Origin of the sequence: Paracoccus sp. MC1862 (assembly GCF_016617715.1) — a bacterium.
GTDB lineage: Bacteria > Pseudomonadota > Alphaproteobacteria > Rhodobacterales > Rhodobacteraceae > Paracoccus.
In genome coordinates this window covers 1,608,395-1,624,448 of sequence record NZ_CP067225.1, presented here as the reverse complement: position 1 = coordinate 1,624,448, position 16,054 = coordinate 1,608,395, and the positions used below count along the sequence as shown (strand labels likewise).

16 protein-coding genes and 1 pseudogene are annotated in these 16,054 nt (G+C 66.0%); 11 read left to right on the top strand and 6 right to left on the bottom strand.

Annotated elements, in window-relative coordinates:
- The first annotated feature begins 22 nt into the window (after positions 1–22).
- From JGR78_RS08075 to JGR78_RS08035, 9 genes are all read left to right on the top strand, one after another.
- Positions 23–2,437 (top strand): heavy metal translocating P-type ATPase, encoded by a 2,415-nt coding sequence (locus JGR78_RS08075; RefSeq protein WP_255434844.1) that lies wholly within the window; start codon positions 23–25, stop codon positions 2,435–2,437.
- 144 nt (positions 2,438–2,581) lie between these two features.
- Positions 2,582–3,067, top strand: coding sequence for a DUF411 domain-containing protein (locus JGR78_RS08070; RefSeq protein ID WP_182804302.1), 486 nt, complete (start codon positions 2,582–2,584; stop codon positions 3,065–3,067).
- Positions 3,068–3,192: 125 nt separating this feature from the next.
- Positions 3,193–3,603 (top strand): hypothetical protein, encoded by a 411-nt coding sequence (locus JGR78_RS08065; protein WP_182804304.1) that lies wholly within the window; start codon positions 3,193–3,195, stop codon positions 3,601–3,603.
- 112 nt (positions 3,604–3,715) lie between these two features.
- Positions 3,716–5,233 carry a DUF305 domain-containing protein gene (locus tag JGR78_RS08060; RefSeq protein ID WP_182804306.1) on the top strand — a complete coding sequence of 506 codons (1,518 nt, stop codon included), beginning with the start codon at positions 3,716–3,718 and terminating at the stop codon, positions 5,231–5,233.
- A 114-nt stretch (positions 5,234–5,347) separates the two neighbouring features.
- Positions 5,348–5,710 (top strand): helix-turn-helix transcriptional regulator, encoded by a 363-nt coding sequence (locus tag JGR78_RS08055; protein ID WP_182804309.1) that lies wholly within the window; start codon positions 5,348–5,350, stop codon positions 5,708–5,710.
- Positions 5,707–6,141 (top strand): arsenate reductase (glutaredoxin), encoded by a 435-nt coding sequence (gene arsC / locus JGR78_RS08050; protein WP_182804312.1) that lies wholly within the window; start codon positions 5,707–5,709, stop codon positions 6,139–6,141. Before JGR78_RS08055 ends, arsC begins: the two co-directional genes overlap by 4 nt.
- Before the next feature lie 13 nt (positions 6,142–6,154).
- Entirely contained in the window at positions 6,155–7,249 is a 1,095-nt protein-coding gene (arsB, locus tag JGR78_RS08045; protein WP_182804314.1) for an ACR3 family arsenite efflux transporter, read from the top strand.
- Positions 7,250–7,259: 10 nt separating this feature from the next.
- Positions 7,260–8,015, top strand: a complete 756-nt coding sequence (gene arsH / locus JGR78_RS08040; RefSeq protein ID WP_182804316.1) for an arsenical resistance protein ArsH — start codon at positions 7,260–7,262, stop codon at positions 8,013–8,015.
- Entirely contained in the window at positions 8,012–9,079 is a 1,068-nt protein-coding gene (locus tag JGR78_RS08035; protein ID WP_182804318.1) for an ArsO family NAD(P)H-dependent flavin-containing monooxygenase, read from the top strand. The genes arsH and JGR78_RS08035 overlap by 4 nt, the downstream gene beginning before the upstream one ends.
- Positions 9,080–9,290: 211 nt before the next feature.
- Here JGR78_RS08035 and JGR78_RS08030 read toward each other — a convergent pair whose 3' ends face one another.
- The 5 genes from JGR78_RS08030 to JGR78_RS08010 all read right to left on the bottom strand — a co-directional run bounded on the left by JGR78_RS08030 (position 9,291) and on the right by JGR78_RS08010 (position 12,264).
- Positions 9,291–9,548: a hypothetical protein gene (locus JGR78_RS08030; protein WP_182804320.1), complete on the bottom strand. Its 258-nt coding sequence runs from the start codon at positions 9,546–9,548 to the stop codon at positions 9,291–9,293.
- Entirely contained in the window at positions 9,545–10,219 is a 675-nt protein-coding gene (locus JGR78_RS08025) for a D-Ala-D-Ala carboxypeptidase family metallohydrolase (RefSeq protein ID WP_182804323.1), read from the bottom strand. Before JGR78_RS08025 ends, JGR78_RS08030 begins: the two co-directional genes overlap by 4 nt.
- 72 nt (positions 10,220–10,291) lie before the next feature.
- Positions 10,292–10,582 (bottom strand): DUF6127 family protein, encoded by a 291-nt coding sequence (locus JGR78_RS08020; protein ID WP_182804325.1) that lies wholly within the window; start codon positions 10,580–10,582, stop codon positions 10,292–10,294.
- 84 nt (positions 10,583–10,666) lie between these two features.
- On the bottom strand, positions 10,667–11,941 hold the full coding sequence (locus tag JGR78_RS08015; RefSeq protein ID WP_182804327.1) for a hypothetical protein: 1,275 nt from the start codon (positions 11,939–11,941) through the stop codon (positions 10,667–10,669).
- Entirely contained in the window at positions 11,941–12,264 is a 324-nt protein-coding gene (locus tag JGR78_RS08010; RefSeq protein ID WP_182804330.1) for a hypothetical protein, read from the bottom strand. The genes JGR78_RS08015 and JGR78_RS08010 overlap by 1 nt, the downstream gene beginning before the upstream one ends.
- An 87-nt stretch (positions 12,265–12,351) precedes the next feature.
- Between JGR78_RS08010 and JGR78_RS08005 the strand changes: the two genes are divergently transcribed.
- Positions 12,352–13,380: an IS110 family transposase gene (locus JGR78_RS08005; RefSeq protein ID WP_200559299.1), complete on the top strand. Its 1,029-nt coding sequence runs from the start codon at positions 12,352–12,354 to the stop codon at positions 13,378–13,380.
- A gap of 316 nt (positions 13,381–13,696) precedes the next feature.
- Positions 13,697–14,628 (top strand): annotated as a pseudogene (locus JGR78_RS08000) (IS5 family transposase).
- 309 nt (positions 14,629–14,937) lie between these two features.
- On the opposite strand, the gene JGR78_RS07995 reads toward JGR78_RS08000, so the two are convergent.
- Positions 14,938–15,966, bottom strand: a complete 1,029-nt coding sequence (locus JGR78_RS07995) for an IS110 family transposase (protein ID WP_200559299.1) — start codon at positions 15,964–15,966, stop codon at positions 14,938–14,940.
- Between the last annotated feature and the right edge of the window lie 88 nt (positions 15,967–16,054).

Below are 16,054 nucleotides of genomic sequence, written 5' to 3'. Positions count from 1 at the left end.
CGATTCTCCGGAAGGACACGAGATGGTTGGCAAGACCGAACACACGCACCCGGCTGCGGCCGGAGAAGCCTCTCCGGCGGCAGCTCCTCACGATCATTCCGCCGACCGCCACGGACATGCACAGGACGGCACCACGGACAGCGCGCACCGGGTCAAGGACCCGGTCTGCGGCATGATGGTCGATCCGCATACGACGCAGCACAAGGCCGAGCACGCCGGCCGGCCCTACTACTTCTGTTCGGCAGGATGCCGCGCGAAGTTCCTGGCCGACCCCGAGCGCTACCTCGATCCGGCTGCTGCAGCAGAAGCCGAGCCGGTGCCGGAGGGGACGATCTACACCTGCCCGATGCATCCGGAGATCCGGCAGGTTGGGCCGGGGTCGTGCCCGATCTGTGGCATGGCGCTGGAGCCGGTTCTGGTCAGCCTCGAGGCGGAGCCCAATCTCGAACTGATCGACATGCGGCGTCGATTCTGGATCGGGCTGGTGCTGACGGTCCCGGTGTTCATTCTGGAAATGGGCGGCCATTTCCTCGGGCTGGACCGCTACATCGATCAGCAGACCTCGAACTGGATCCAGCTGCTCTTCGCGACCCCGGTCGTCCTGTGGGCCGGGTGGCCCTTCTTCCAGCGCGGCTGGCAGTCGCTGGTCACGCGCAACCTGAACATGTTCACCCTGATCGCCATGGGCACGGGGGCGGCGTGGATCTACAGCGTCGTTGCGACGCTCGCGCCAGACATCTTCCCGGACGCCTTCCGTCAGCATGACGGGTCGGTCGCTGTCTATTTCGAAGCCGCAGCGGTCATCACGGTGCTCGTGCTGCTCGGACAGGTGCTGGAACTCCGGGCGCGGGAAAGCACCAGCGGCGCAATCCGGGCGCTGCTCGATCTCGCCCCGAAAACCGCACGGGTCATCCGTGATGACGGCACCGAAGAAGAGGTGCAGCTCGACACCGTCCATGTCGGTGACAGGCTGCGGGTCCGGCCCGGAGAGAAGGTGCCGGTCGACGGCGAGGTGCTGGAAGGCCGCAGCGCCGTCGACGAGTCGATGGTGACGGGCGAGTCCATGCCGGTGACCAAGGAGGTTGGTTCCAAGGCGATCGGGGGGACCATGAACCAGTCCGGCGCGCTGGTGATCGAGGCCAGCAAGGTCGGCCGCGACACCATGCTGTCGCAGATCGTCCAGCTCGTCGCCGAGGCGCAGCGGAGCCGAGCTCCGATCCAACGGCTGGCCGATCAGGTGTCGGGCTGGTTCGTGCCGGCCGTGATCGTGGTCGCGGTGCTCGCCTTCGTCGCCTGGTCGATCTGGGGCCCGGAGCCGCGCTTCGCCTATGCGCTGGTCATGGCGGTTTCGGTCCTCATCATCGCCTGTCCCTGCGCGCTTGGGCTGGCGACGCCGATGTCCATCATGTTCGGCGTCGGCCGCGGCGCGCAGAATGGCGTCCTGATCAAGAACGCCGAGGCGCTCGAGCATATGGAGAAGGTGGACACGATCATCGTGGACAAGACCGGCACGCTGACCGAGGGCCGGCCTGCCGTCACCGCCATCGTTCCGGCCGCAGGCTTCACGGAAGACGAGGCCCTGCGCCTCGCCGCGAGCGTCGAGCGGGCGAGCGAGCATCCGCTCGCGCTCGCCATCGTCCGCGCGGCCGAGGAGCGCGGGATTGCGATGGCGCCAGTCGAGGACTTCGACTCGCCGACCGGCAAGGGCGCTTACGGCACGGTCGAGGGCAAGCGCATTACCCTCGGCAATGCGAAGTTCTTGGCCGAACAGGGGGTCGATGTCACGCCGCTGGCCGAGCAGGCCGACCGGCTGCGCGAGGATGGCGCAACCGCGATCTTCATGGGCGTGGACGGGCAGGTTGCTGCCATCTTCGCCATCGCCGATCCGGTCAAGCCCTCGACCCCTGAGGCGCTTGCCGCGCTGAAGGCGCAGGGGATCCGCGTGGTCATGCTCACCGGTGACAACTGGACCACAGCGAAGGCGGTCGCGCGTCAACTCGGCATCGACGAGGTCGAGGCGGAGGTCCTTCCCGACCAGAAGAGCGAGGTCGTGCAGCGGCACAAGGCGGCGGGCGAGGTGGTGGCGATGGCGGGGGACGGCGTCAACGACGCCCCTGCGCTCGCGGCCGCCGATGTCGGCATCGCCATGGGCACTGGCACCGACGTGGCAATGGAGAGCGCAGGCGTCACGCTGCTGAAGGGCGATCTGACCGGCATTGTTCGGGCGCGGCGGCTGTCGCAGGCGGTGATGCGCAACATCCGCCAGAACCTGTTCTTCGCCTTCATCTACAACGCGCTCGGTATCCCTGTGGCGGCCGGCGTGCTGTATCCGTTCTTCGGCATCCTGCTGTCGCCGATCATCGCCGCGGCGGCGATGGCGCTGTCCTCGGTCAGCGTGATCGCGAATGCGTCTCGGCTGCGGGGCGTGAAGCTGTGATGTCCGGGTGGCATCGTCGGCCGTTCCCGCGAGCGCATCTGAGGCGACATCATGCCGCGGCGTGCAGGCGCATTCTCCCTCGGTCGTGGGTCGCGTTCCAGACTAGCCGGTGAGATCATGGAGCCCACGAAGAAAGGTTTGACGATGCGGAACGATCACACCATCGGCCGGCGGGCCGTTCTCGCGGCGGCCGCGGCGCTTCCGTTCCTGCTGTCGATGCCGGCCTGGGCGCGAGCCGAGGCCCTGCCGCTCGTGACCGTCACCAAGGATCCGTCCTGCGGCTGCTGCGGTGGCTGGATCGAACATATCGAAGCCGCGGGGTTTCCGGTGCGGGTCGTGGACTCGGACGACGTGTTCAGCCTCAAGCAGCGGCTCGGCGTGCCGGCCGATCTGAGCTCCTGCCATACGGCCGAGGTGGAGGGCTACGTGGTGGAGGGTCATGTGCCAGCTCCCGCGATCCGCCGCCTGCTGGCCGAGCGGCCCTCCGGGACGGGACTTGCCGTTCCCGGAATGCCTGCCGGCTCGCCCGGCATGGATTTCCCAAGTGTCGACCCCGAACCCTATGAAGTGCTCCTGTTCGGCCCGACCACCCAGACCTTCGGGCGCTACCTCGGCGCGCAGGAAATCTGAGCCAGGCGCCTCCACATGACCGTTCACCTTGCCACCGATCCGATGCAGCACAAGCCGAGAGCGATGGGCCTTGCCCACGTCAGCGGCGCATCGCCCCGGCTCGACACCGAGAAGGCAGGTGGCTCATGAGCGGGCGCGCGAGAGTTGCGTTCGCGGCGGGATGCGGTCGATTGCGGCAGTTCGCAATCGGCATCCTGCTGCTTGCCATCAGCGCCCTCGTTCTGCAGGGCGTGGCGCATGCCAGCCCGACCGGACACGCCCTCCACCGCGACCAGAGCGTTGCCACTGCAAGCCAATGCGCTCAACATCACCTGCCCGGCGATCCCGGTGCAGAGACATCCGCGGGCTGCGTGAGTGATGACGGTGGCCAGATTCTGGCCGATTGCTGTCAGACCTGTCTGATCGCCGCCGTTCCCGTCGAGCCGCCGACGTTCGGGCCGTCCGTGAATGGTGAGCTGTTCAGGGTCATGCACCCTGACCCGTGGGAACGATCTCCTGAAGGAATCCGGAAGCCGCCTCGTCTGTTCGCTGCGTGACGGCCGCTCCGGCGCAATCGCCGGCAAGCGCGCACCTCAAGCTCAGACGAACTTTCGGAGGCCCGCGTCCGCAACTGTGACGTCGGCGCTCCGGTGCGAAGGATGAAAACCCATGAACCGAACTGCAATCGTTCTTTCCGTCGGCCTGCTGGCCGGCCTGCCGGGCGCGGCTCTCGCCCAGGCCGAACATGACACCCACCACCCGGGAACCCCGCCCGCCCAGACGGAACAGGCTCCCGCGCCCACGTCTCCCTCGGACCGGATGCCCGGCATGCCCGAGCATGGCCAGGCCATGATGCAGGCGATGCAGCAGATGATGCAGGAGGGCATGCACGGCGGAATGGCCGCACCCGGCGCTGACGGCACCGCAACGAGCCTTTCGGACGCTCCCGACTTCACGCAGGCCTACGTCGCCTCGATGAATGAAATGCACGGACCGATGATGGAAGGCGTCATGGTCGACGACCCGGACGTCGCCTTCGTGCGGGGCATGATCCCGCATCATCAGGGTGCAATCGACATGGCGAGGATCGTCCAGCAATATGGCGACGATCCGCAGACCCGGGAGTGGGCGGACCAGATCATCGCGGCGCAGGAAGGCGAGATCGCCGAAATGCAGGCATGGCTGGAGACGAACGCCGGCGAGGCACCAACCGCCCTCGGCCAGACAGGCGGGACCGTCTACTCCGCCAACGAGGGCGGCAATTCCATCAGCGCCATCGATCTCGGCACGGGTTCGGTCGAGACGGTTGACGTCGGCGTGTCGCCGCACAATGTCGATCTGACGCCGGACGGGAATCTGCTGCTCGCAGTCGGGAGCCCCGCCGCCGATCACGCTCACGGATCGGCTGAGGATGGACACGCCGACACCGATGCGGGCGGAGGGGTTCTGGTGGTGCTCGATCCGGAGCGACTGTCGCAACCCGTCGCCACGGTGGAGGTCGGGGCGCATCCGGCGCATGTCGTCGCCGATCGCGGCGGGCGCGCCTATGCTTCGCTGTCGGGCGGAAACGAGATTGCGGTCGTCGATCTCGCCGCGGCTTCGGTGATCGAGCGCATCGCGACCGGCGCCTATCCGCACGGGCTGCGCCTCAGCCCGGATGAGAGCCAACTCTATGTGGCCAATGTCGAGGACGGCTCGGTCTCCGTCATCGACACGCAGGCCCTGACGGAAGTTGCGCGCATTCCGGTGGGCGCAGCGCCCGTTCAGGTCGGGTTCACCCCGTCTGGCGATCAGGTCTACGTCTCGCTCCGTGACGAGAACCGGTTGGCCGTCATCGACACCGCCTCCGGCGAGGTGACGAACAGGATCGACGTCGGGCCGAACCCGATCCAGATGTTCGCGACCCTCGATGGAGCCTACGTCTACGTGGCCAACCAGGGCACCGACGCGGAGCCCAACGACACGGTGTCCGTGATCGACACGGCGACGGGAGAGGTCGTGAAGACGATCACCACCGGGGGTGGCGCCCATGGCGTGTCGGCATCGTCGGACGGGGCTTACGTGTTCGTAACGAACATCGCCGATGACAGCGTCTCGATCATCGACGTCGAGAGCCAGGACGTGATCAGGACGGTGCCGGTCGGCGATCGGCCGAATGGCATCGTCTACGGCGACTCGAGCCGCTAAGAAGGTGATTGGCGTCGGAGGCAGTTCCGGCGCCATTTCCACAGCCACGGCTGGAGCTGATCGGCAGGGCTATCCTGGCATTGACACCAGAAACATCTCCACTATTCTGGAGATATGGAAAAAACAGATGTCATCGCTGCCTTGGCCGCGCTCGCGCAGCAGACCCGGCTCGATATCTTTCGGCTGCTGGTGCAGGTGGGAAGCGAAGGACGCGCGGTCGGGCGTATCGGCGAGATGCTGAACCTGCCCTCGGCCACCCTCTCGTTTCACCTGACTCAGCTGAAGCATGCCGGCCTGGTCACCTACCGCCGTGAGGGGCGGTCCTTGATCTACACCGCCAACTTTGCGGCGATGAACGGGCTGATGGCCTACCTCACGGAAAACTGCTGTGGCGGTGACACCAGCGATTGCGCGGTCGGCGCAGCTGTCTGTGATCCGTCCGGCAACGCCACAATCAAGGAAGGTGCCGGCGCATGAGCGCGAATTACACCGACGTCATCATCTATCATAATCCTGAGTGCGGAACTTCGCGCAACACGCTGGCCATGATCCGCAATGCCGGGGTCGAGCCGCACGTCATCGAGTACCTCAAGACTCCGCCCTCGCGCACGCTGCTGCAGCAGCTCGTCGAGCGGATGGGCGTATCGGTCCGGGACCTCGTGCGCGAGAAGGGCACGCCCTACGGCGAACTCGGTCTCCACGACCCCGGCCTGACGGAGGAACAACTGCTCGATGCGATCGAGGCTCACCCGATCCTGATCAACCGGCCCATCGTGATCACGCCGAAGGGCGTCAAGCTGTGCCGCCCCTCCGAGACCGTCCTCGACCTCCTGCCGCCCCAGAAGGGTGCCTTCACCAAGGAGGATGGCGAGAAGATCACCGACACCGCGGGCAACAGACTCGCCTGACAGGAAATTTCCAATGTCCAACGCAACCGGGCCGGCACTCCGGCTTTCTTTCCTTGACCGCTATCTGACCGTCTGGATCTTCGCGGCGATGGCGCTCGGCGTGTTCCTCGGGACCGCCTTCACGAACCTTCCCGCCGCGCTCGACGCGATGTCGGTCGGCACGACGAACATCCCGATCGCCATTGGCCTGATCCTGATGATGTACCCACCGCTCGCCAAGGTGCGGTACGAGGAGCTGCATCGCGTCTTCGCCGACAAGCGCGTGCTTGCCCTCTCGCTGGTCCAGAACTGGATCATCGGGCCGGTGCTGATGTTCGCGCTCGCCGTGGTCTTCCTGCGCGACTACCCCGAATACATGACCGGCGTGATCCTGATCGGACTGGCGCGCTGCATCGCCATGGTGCTTGTCTGGAACCAGCTGGCCAAGGGCGACAACCAGTATGTCGCGGGCCTCGTCGCCTTCAACTCCATCTTCCAGATCCTGTTCTTTTCGACCTACGCCTGGTTCTTCCTGTCGGTCCTGCCACCGCTCTTCGGGCTGGAGGGCAGCGTCGTCGATGTCGGGTTCTGGACCATCACCGAGGCGGTCCTGATCTATCTGGGCATCCCCTTCGCGGCCGGATACCTGACCCGCCGCATCCTGATCGCGCGCAAAGGCTCCGACTGGTACGAGGATGTGTTCCTGCCCAAGATCAGCCCGATCACCCTTGTCGCACTGCTCTTCACCATCGTCGCGATGTTCAGTCTGAAGGGCGGCGACGTGGTGCGGCTGCCGTTCGATGCGCTGCTGATCGCGGTGCCGCTGGTGATCTACTTCGTCGTGCAGTTCGTGATCAGCTTCTTCATGGGCAGGCTGATCGCGGGCGACTATCCGCGCACGACGGCGATCGCCTTCACTGCCGCCGGCAACAACTTCGAACTGGCCATCGCGGTCGCGATCGCCGCCTTCGGTCTCTCGTCGCCGGTTGCCTTCGCCGCCGTGATCGGGCCTCTGGTGGAAGTGCCGGTGCTGATCCTGCTGGTGCACGTCGCTCTCTGGTTAGGCCGGCGCTGGTTCCGTGATTCCGCGCCTGCCCCCGTCTCTGCGGCAGCGGCCGGTCAGCAGTAGGAGGCACCTCATGGGTTTGCGTACACTGCCCGACCCCGACCACCTGCCGGCCCTCGACAGACGCTTCATGCTGGAGCGCCCGGCGGTCGGACTTGGACCCGAGGACCACAAGCCGCGAATCCTGCTGCTCTACGGCTCGCTGCGGCCACACTCCTACTCCCGGCTGACGACCGAGGAGGCGGCGCGGCTGCTGCGTCTCTTCGGCGCCGACGTCCGCATCTTCGATCCCTCGGACATGCCGTTCCCCGATCAGATCGCCGGCGATGACCACCCGGCGATCCACGAACTGCGCGAGCACGCGATGTGGTCCGAAGGCATGGTCTGGTGCAGCCCCGAGCGGCACGGCCAGATAACCGGCCTGATGAAGGCGCAGATCGACAACCTGCCGCTCAACATGGGTGGGATGCGCCCGACACAAGGGCGCACGCTCGCGGTGATGCAGGTCTCGGGCGGCTCGCAGAGCTTCAACGCGGTCAACACGCTGCGGCTCCTAGGCCGCTGGATGCGGATGATCACGATCCCCAACCAGTCGAGCGTCGCCAGGGCGTATGATGAGTTCGACGAGGCCGGCAGGATGAAACCCTCGAGCTATTACGACCGCATCGTCGACGTGATGGAGGAGTTGGTCCGCTTCACCATTCTCACCCGCCCCCATGCGGCACGCCTGGTCGACCGCTACTCGGAAAGGAAGGCCACAGGAAAAGCCGTGGACCCGGCGGCGGACCTCTCGTCGATTGCCATCGCACCGCAGAAGCGCTCGGCATGAGTGGCGCCGACCATGATGTCGTGGTGATCGGGGGCGGACAGGCCGGCCTTACGGTCGCCTACTACCTCCGCCGCGCCGATCTCGATTTCCTGGTGCTGGACGCGGAGGAGCGGCCCGGTGGCGCCTGGCGTCATACATGGGACTCGCTGCGCCTGTTCTCGCCCGCGGGCTACAGCTCGCTGCCCGGCTGGCCCATGCCCCCGAGCCAGACGAAGGGCTTTCCGACACGGGACGAGGTGGTCGACTATCTGTCCCGCTACGAGCGCCGCTACGGGTTTCCCGTCGAACGTCCGTGTGAAGTAGGTGCCGTGGAGCGCGACGGCGAACGGCTTCGTCTCCGCCTGAAGGATCAGCGCAGCCTCACGGCGCGCGCAGTCGTCAGCGCCACCGGGACATGGGGCGCGCCCCATATTCCGGACTACGCTGGACGGGAGCTCTTCCGGGGCATTCAGCTCCATTCGGCGCACTACCGAAACCCACATCCCTTCGCCGGCAAACGGGTGCTGATCGTCGGCGGCGGCAATTCCGGGGCGCAGATTCTCGCCGAAGTGAGCGGGGTCGCCGAGACCATCTGGGTCACGCTCCAGGAGCCGGTCTTTCTGCCTGACGACGTCGACGGCCGGGTTCTCTTCGAGCGGGCCAGCGCGCGGGTGCGCGGAGACTTCGATCAGGCCGCAACCACCACGCTGGGCGACATCGTCATGGTCCCGCCTGTGAAGGAGGCGAGAGATCGGGGCGTGCTCACCTCCGTCCGTCCCTCCGAGCGCTTCACTGCGACGGGCGTGGTCTGGCGAGACGGGACCGAGACGCAGATCGACGCTGTCCTGTGGTGCACGGGTTTCCGTCCTGCAACCGAGCACCTGCTGCCCCTCGGCGTGGTCGAACCTGACGTGCGCATCGGTGTCCTCGACCAGCGCGCGGTCAAGGAACCACGGTTGTGGCTGGCGGGATACGGGAACTGGACCGGCGCCGCCTCCGCAACGCTGATCGGTGCAGGGCGTACGGCGCGAGAGCTGGTTCCCCGCATCAAGGACGCTCTTGCCGACGCAAGCCTGGCCTCCTGACCGCGCTCGTGCTGGCGGGGTGTCGTACGGGGCTGCGGGATGAACCTACTGCCCGCCGCATCCCCGCGCCTGCTCCCGTATGACGGCGTAGTCGGTCAACATTTCGGCGACCGCAGAATGCTCCGGCAGGAGCGCGAGTTCGTCAGCCGCTCGCGTCTGTAACTCCTGACCATATTCCACGACCGGTGGACAAAGTGCCGTGACCCTTTGTTCAGAACCGACCGTCGCGCAGCCGCTCAGCAAGCTCGTCACGAGACCGAGGACGGCGAGCCGCCGCCTCCAACATCCGGCGTTGCACGTCATTGATCTTCTCCGTGGTTTCAAGACGTTCGGCGAGGCGGCCGGTGCGCTCGCCGGAACGCCGGAGTGCGAGCAGGAATAGCAGCACCGCGAGGGCGGTAGCGCCGCAGCGCAAAGCGGCCCGCATCCACGGGCTGGCGGCAATGCCGCCCAACAGCGTGAAGATCATCGCCGCCCCCGTTTCCAGTCGTCGAGCCGCGCGTAGATCGTGACCGCGATCCCGCCGAGCGCCACGGCGATGAACACCCAGCGCAGCGTATCCAGATACGGCACGAGCGGCAGGATGGCGGACTGGGTCTCGGCCAGGACGCTCTGTGCCACCTCGACCCCGGCTGCGCCCAGCGTCGCCACACCTGCCGCTCCGCCACCCTTCATGGTGCGGCTCTGCGCCAGCACTTCGCGCGCCGGCGGAGTCTCGGCTGCAAATGCGGTCGCGCGGACCGGGAACCGCTCACCCCATTGCCGCGCAGGCCCGAGGTCGACATGGATGAAGCCCGAGCGCGGGTAGAAGCCGAAGCCGAGGAACCCGACCGCCCGCGCTGCTTCCTCGAACGCCACCGGATCGTGGTTCGCCATGGCGATGTCGAAGGCGGCGCCATCGAGGTGCTTCGACCGGGCTGCGCCGCCGACGACGCGGTTGTGCTCGGGGCTGCGATAGGCCGATCGGACGATCAGCGGCTTGCCCAGCCGGTCGCGCAGCGCCTGCAGCATGTCGAGCGCGGGTTCGTTGATCAGCAGCTTGCCGGTGCCGCGGCAGGCGATCTCGGCGGGCGAGAAGTTGGGCCAGCGCCAGGCGTTCTCCGGCACGTCGCGCCAGTGGCGGTGGAAGGTCGTGGTCATGGGGTCCTCCAGAAACGAAAAACCCGCCTCACGGGCGGGGTACGGGTGGGCAGGTGAACGGGGCCGGCGCGGCTACGGGCTGCCGCCGAAGATCTTCAGCTTGATGGCGATGCCCGCCAGCAGCGCCAGCATGACGCCGGTGGTGATCATGCGGACGGCGGTCTGCATGGCGGTGCGGCGCACCAACCGGATGCAGTCCACCAGCGAGCGCAGGTCGCGGACGTCGAGCGCGGCCTCGTCTCCGTCGAGGCCGACATCGGCGAGCGCGCGCCTGGCGCCTTCCTCTGCCGCGCGGGTCAGGATGGCCTCGAACTCGGCCTCCGGCATGCGCACGAAGCCCTGATCGGATCTGGGTGGTGACATGGGTTCCTCCTTCCGATCAGCCGATGTTGCAGCAACAGGCAGGCTTGTGATCCGCCGCGAAGTAGCCGGGAACGGCGGTCCGGATCATCCCAGCGGGATGCAGCTTGCCGGGACCGGATAGCTGAACCGAGATGCCAAGGAGCGGAGCGTCCCGCCCTCGTTGGGCTCACGTCCCTGGAGTGCCGGATACCAGACACTGCCCGCTTTCGAGGCGAAGGTCGGCGCGTCCGTGTCCGGGTGGTTCGCCCAGACCCCGTCCTTGCCGATCCACAACCCGCGCGTCGCCGGATCGAAGGCGAACATGAGCACGGCGCCCTTCCCAAACGTCGGACGGGAAAGCAACTTGCGCGAGCCGGTCGCGGAGCTGTCGCTCGACCAGATATCGCCGTTGCCCCTCCATCCGATGGAGCCAAACTGAATCGCGTTACCGGAACCCCACTGCGCCACCTGTTCCGCGCTCGCGACCCCCATGTAGCCGTTGTAATTCGCGTTGGCCCCGTATTCCCCGGCGCATTCGACTTCCCAATATCGCTTGCCCGTCGAAAACGACCTCCCGGTCGGCACAAAGCCCTGGTAATCCGTGCCCCCGGATGAATTGACGACCGTCATCCCCCCGCGCCAGGCCGCATAGCCCGCCTGGGTCCTGGACGCGTCGAGCCGCCAGGCCCCGGGCGGCAGCACAACCTCTGCCGGAGGAAACGGCAGGAACTCCACCGACCAGAAGGTGGCGTTCCACGTCCCCGATGCGGCAAAGCGCGCATGCGGGCCGCGCTCGAGCGCATTCTCGGCCAGGAAGCCCGCAAAGCGCCTTGCCGTGCTGGCCGGCGCCAACAGCTGCCAGGGCGCGGTCACCGAGGTGACGCCTTCCCCGCCGGCCAGGCCCGAGAGCAGGAAGCCCACGCCCGAGGTGTCGAGATCATAGAGCTGGGGGGCGGCCCAGTTTGACGCAGGCGCGGCCGCCCATAATGTTCTGCCCACGCGGCCGACGTTCCGTGCGCCTCGCAGAGCGATGAGGAACCCGTAGGCCCCGGTCCAGCTGATGGTTTCACTCGCCGAGGTGGCAATCTTCGTCTGCAGCCGGAACCCGCGCCAGCCGCTCGCCGAGGCGCCCAGCGAAACCCCTGACACGGCCTCGGTATAGCCATCAAGCAGAGCGGGCGGCGCATTGAGCTCCCGGTTCCCCGTCACGGCCACGAGCATGTCACCGGGTTGGTGGGTCGCGAGGGTCAGAGTCTGAACCCCGTTCGCCGTCATGTTGGACAGCGCCACGCCATCCACGAAACTCACGGGAATCTTCGCCGGCTCCGGCGGCGCGGCCCCGGCGCCGCCGCTGAACAATGTCGGAAACAGCAGGGGCATCAGACGAGGCTCCCCCGGATCGTCATGGAAATGCCCGCGATGCTGGTGTCCGCAACCGATGGCGCCACGAAGCGCACCACGTCCCCCGCAGAAAGGAGCACGGGAGCGCCGCCCGCGGTCGCAAAGGCAAACGCGCCCGCGCTGTCGATCGTGATCGTCCCGACCGAAAACCCGTTGCGCGTCACGTCGATGGCAAAGCCCGCGGCCGGGCTCGTGTCGACATTCCCGACAGCCCCGGCGAAGTCGGCCGGCAGGGTCACCGCACGGGGGAGGATGACCTTGCCCAGCGTCTCGGACGCCCCCGGCGCCGGGAAGGTGAGCATTCCGAAGGGCTCTGATGATGTGACCGCCCCCCGACGGCATCTGATGTGCCAAGGTGGGTCTGCAACGATCCACAAAGGGGAGCGGTCATGTCGGAGATTATCACGGTCGGGCTCGATCTGGCGAAGAATGTATTCCAGGTGCATGGAACTGACGGCGCAGGACGAGCCGTTCTGCGCAAGAAGATACGGCGAGGGCAGGTGCTGGAGTTTTTCAGCCAGCTGCCCTCTTGCGTCGTGGCGATGGAAGCCTGTGGCGGCGCTCACTTCTGGGGCCGGGAAATTGGCAAGCTGGGGCATGAGGTGCGGCTGATCCCGCCGGCCTATGTGAAGCCGTTTGTGAAGCGCCAGAAGAATGACATGGCGGACGCCGAGGCCATCTGCGAGGCGGCTATGCGACCCACCATGCGCTTTGTTCCGGTCAAGAGCGAAGAGACGCAGGGCGCGGCAATGGTCTTCCGGGTCCGGGAGTTGCTGATCCGGCAGCGCACGCAGGCGATCAACGCATTGCGCGGCCATCTGACCGAGTTCGGTCAGATCGTGCCACAGGGAGCGGCCAACGCTGCGCGGCTGATCGCGATCGTGGAGGATCCGGATGGCGCTCTCCCTGCTGATGCCGTCCCCACGCTGAAGGCTTTGATCGCGGCACTCACGCATCTGGAGGCAGAGATCAGGAAGCTCGATGCCGAGATCGCCCGGCGCGCCAAGGAGAATGACGTCGCCCGGCGACTGATGACGGTGCCGGGCATCGGGCCGCTGATTGCCACGGCCATCGCTGTTCTGGCGCCGCCACCCGAGACGTTCCGCAAGGCACGCGACTTTGCCGCCTGGCTTGGTCTTGTGCCTCGGCAGCATTCGACCGGCGGCAAGCAACGTCTCGGAGCAACGACCAGAATGGGCGAACGATCCCTGCGACGCCTGCTGATCATTGGCGCCAACAGCGTGGTGATCAAACGTAACGTTCACAAGGAAGCGCAGCCCGGAACATGGCTGGGCAGCCTGCTGTTGCGCAAGCCACCGATGCTGGTGCGGGTGGCTTTGGCGAACAAGATGGCGCGGATCGTCTGGGCCTTGATGGCTCGGGGTGGCATCTACCAATCTCCGGTCGCAGCGGCGTAAGCCGCCGCAGATCGCGAGGACGTCGGAGCGGAAGAGGGCAAGGAGCAGTTTGGCGCAACAGTTGTGAGACGGGATCGGGAAAACCAGTGTGCAACAGAGTGCCTATGAGCACGCGGCTTTGATCTGGACCCGACCTTCGAACACCATACGGGCCCTGCGGCATGGATCGCGCCGCATCATGAGGCCGGACACATGTCAGCACCCGACAACGCGCCAAGATCAGCTTCAAAATCCCTCTTGCGCTTGGGGCGGTTACACATGTTGCACAAATCCCTTCAGTGACTCATGTCGTGAGTCAGCATGGTAGCTGGTCGACATGAGCAAACCCACACGCCTGACCTACAAGACCAGGAACTGGCCGGCCTACAATGAAGCGCTCAAGCGCCGTGGCTCGCTGACGATCTGGTTCGACCCCGAGATGAGCTGGGAGGCGGCTGCGACAGGTCGACGTGGCCGACAGCAGACCTACAGCGATGCCGCCATCCAGACTTGCCTTTCCATGAAGGTGCTGTTCGGCATGGCATTGCGGCAGACGGCAGGGTTCGTCGAGAGCCTGCTTCGCCTGATCGGCCTCGACTGGACGGTGCCTGACTTCAGCACGCTGTCGCGGCGCCAGAAGACCCTGGCCGTCAACATCCCGTATCGGGGCTCCAAGGGACCTCTGCACCTGCTGGTCGACAGCACCGGGATCAAGGTCGAAGGCGAAGGCGAGTGGCACGCCCGCAAGCATGGCGGCCCGAAGCGGCGTATCTGGCGCAAGATTCACATTGGGATCGACGAGGAAACGCTAGAAGTCCGGGCCATCGAGATCACCGGGAGCCACATCGGTGACGCCCCGGTCCTGCCAGATCTGCTCAACCAGATCCCGGCGGACGAGGAGATCGGCAGCGTTACGGCTGACGGTGCCTACGACACCCGCAAGTGCCACGATGCGATCGCCGACCGCGGCGCTCACGCCGTGATCCCGCCCGCAGGAACGCAAAGCCATGGAAGGCTGTCACGGCCGGGGCCGCGGCGCGCAACGAGGCTCTGCGATCTGCGAAATACCTGGGCCGCACGCTTTGGCGAAGATGGAGTGGATACCACCGCCGGAGCCGCGTCGAGACGAAGATGCATTGCGTGAAACTTCTGGGGCAACGCCTCATGGCGCGGGACTTCGATCGTCAGGTCGCCGAACTTCAGGTCCGGATTGCCGTCCTGAACGGCTACACCGCGCTCGGCATACCCGTCACTGAAGCTGTGGAATGAGTCTGTCCGGGGAAAGGGGGAACAACGGCCATCAGACCATTTGTGCAACATGTGTAACCGCCCCAAGCGCAAGAGGGATTTTGAAGCTGATCTTGGCGCGTTGTCGGGTGCTGACATGTGTCCGGCCTCATGATGCGGCGCGATCCATGCCGCAGGGCCCGTATGGTGTTCGAAGGTCGGGTCCAGATCAAAGCCGCGTGCTCATAGGCACTCTGTTGCACACTGGTTTTCCCGATCCCGTCTCACAACTGTTGCGCCAAACTGCTCCTTGCCCTCTTCCGCTCCGACGTCCTCGCGATCTGCGGCGGCTTACGCCGCTGCGACCGGAGATTGGTAGATGCCACCCCGAGCCATCAAGGCCCAGACGATCCGCGCCATCTTGTTCGCCAAAGCCACCCGCACCAGCATCGGTGGCTTGCGCAACAGCAGGCTGCCCAGCCATGTTCCGGGCTGCGCTTCCTTGTGAACGTTACGTTTGATCACCACGCTGTTGGCGCCAATGATCAGCAGGCGTCGCAGGGATCGTTCGCCCATTCTGGTCGTTGCTCCGAGACGTTGCTTGCCGCCGGTCGAATGCTGCCGAGGCACAAGACCAAGCCAGGCGGCAAAGTCGCGTGCCTTGCGGAACGTCTCGGGTGGCGGCGCCAGAACAGCGATGGCCGTGGCAATCAGCGGCCCGATGCCCGGCACCGTCATCAGTCGCCGGGCGACGTCATTCTCCTTGGCGCGCCGGGCGATCTCGGCATCGAGCTTCCTGATCTCTGCCTCCAGATGCGTGAGTGCCGCGATCAAAGCCTTCAGCGTGGGGACGGCATCAGCAGGGAGAGCGCCATCCGGATCCTCCACGATCGCGATCAGCCGCGCAGCGTTGGCCGCTCCCTGTGGCACGATCTGACCGAACTCGGTCAGATGGCCGCGCAATGCGTTGATCGCCTGCGTGCGCTGCCGGATCAGCAACTCCCGGACCCGGAAGACCATTGCCGCGCCCTGCGTCTCTTCGCTCTTGACCGGAACAAAGCGCATGGTGGGTCGCATAGCCGCCTCGCAGATGGCCTCGGCGTCCGCCATGTCATTCTTCTGGCGCTTCACAAACGGCTTCACATAGGCCGGCGGGATCAGCCGCACCTCATGCCCCAGCTTGCCAATTTCCCGGCCCCAGAAGTGAGCGCCGCCACAGGCTTCCATCGCCACGACGCAAGAGGGCAGCTGGCTGAAAAACTCCAGCACCTGCCCTCGCCGTATCTTCTTGCGCAGAACGGCTCGTCCTGCGCCGTCAGTTCCATGCACCTGGAATACATTCTTCGCCAGATCGAGCCCGACCGTGATAATCTCCGACATGACCGCTCCCCTTTGTGGATCGTTGCAGACCCACCTTGGCACATCAGATGCCGTCGGGGGGCGGTCACATCATCAGAGCCCCTCGCCG